At 65.9% G+C, this 1,352-nt stretch carries 1 protein-coding gene; it reads left to right on the top strand.

The features are described 5' to 3' along the window. Positions 1 to 84: 84 nt before the first annotated feature. A partial coding sequence (tviB, locus tag ISP25_RS00025) for a Vi polysaccharide biosynthesis UDP-N-acetylglucosamine C-6 dehydrogenase TviB (protein WP_404611407.1) occupies positions 85 to 1,352 on the top strand: 1,268 nt, incomplete at its 3' end.

The following is a 1,352-nucleotide window of genomic DNA, read 5'->3' on the forward strand; positions in this document are numbered from 1 at the left end:
CAGCGCAAGCGTGCGTCCCCGTCGATCGGCCGACACGCGCTGCATGCGCATCAGACGCTACCCAAAACACCTCGGGATGACTGTATGCGGAAGCTGGAAAACACCCGACTCGCCATCGTGGGCCTCGGCTATGTCGGCCTGCCCCTCGCGGTGGAGTTCGGCAAGCACTACGACACGCTCGGCTTCGACATCAACCACGCGCGCATCGACGCATTGCGCGCCGGCCACGACCAGACGCTGGAAGTGGATGCCAACGAATTGGCGGCCGCTGCGCATCTGCGCTTCTCCGCCACGCTCGACGATCTGCGCGCCTGCAACGTCTACATCGTCACCGTGCCCACCCCGATCGATGCCGCCAAGCGGCCGGACCTGACGCCGCTGGTGAAGGCCAGCCAGACGCTGGCCAAAGTGCTGAAGCAAGGTGACATCGTGGTGTACGAGTCCACGGTCTATCCCGGCTGCACCGAGGAAGTGTGCGTGCCCCTACTCGCCGAAGGCTCCGGGCTGGTCTTCAACCGGGATTTCTTCGTCGGCTACAGTCCCGAGCGGATCAATCCCGGCGACAAGCAGCATCGCGTCACCGGCATCCTCAAGGTCACTTCCGGCTCCACGCCCGAGGTGGCGGATTTCGTCAATCGCCTGTACGGCTCGATCATCACCGCCGGCACGCACCAGGCCAGTTGCATCAAGGTCGCCGAGGCGGCCAAGGTGATCGAGAACACGCAGCGCGACCTCAACATCGCACTGGTCAACGATCTCGCGATCCTGTTCAACAAGCTCGGCATCGACACGCTGGAAGTGCTGGAAGCCGCCGGCACCAAGTGGAACTTTCTGCCGTTCCGCCCCGGCCTGGTCGGCGGCCATTGCATCAGCGTCGATCCCTACTACCTCACCCACAAGGCGCAGGAAGTCGGGCACCACCCGGACGTGATCCTCGCCGGCCGGCGCACCAACGACGGCATGGGCCCGTACATCGCCGGCGAGGTGATCCGGCTGATGGTGCGCAAGGGCATCAACCCGGTGCACGCACGCGTGCTGCTGCTGGGCCTGGCGTTCAAGGAGAACTGCCCGGACCTGCGCAACACGCGCGTGGTCGACATCGTGCAGGCCCTGCGCGACTACAACGCCACGGTGGACGTGCACGACCCGTGGGTGAACGCGGCCGAAGCCGAGCACGAATACGGCCTCGTTCCGCTGGCGGAGCCGCCCACGGCTGCCTACGATGCGGTGATCGTGGCCGTGGGCCACCGGCAGTTCGTGGCGCTGGGCGCCGACGGCGTGCGTGCCTACGGCAAACCTTCGTCCGTGCTCTACGACGTGAAGTACGTGCTGCCGCGCGATGCCGTGGATGG

Source organism: Rhodanobacter hydrolyticus (genome assembly GCF_044904645.1).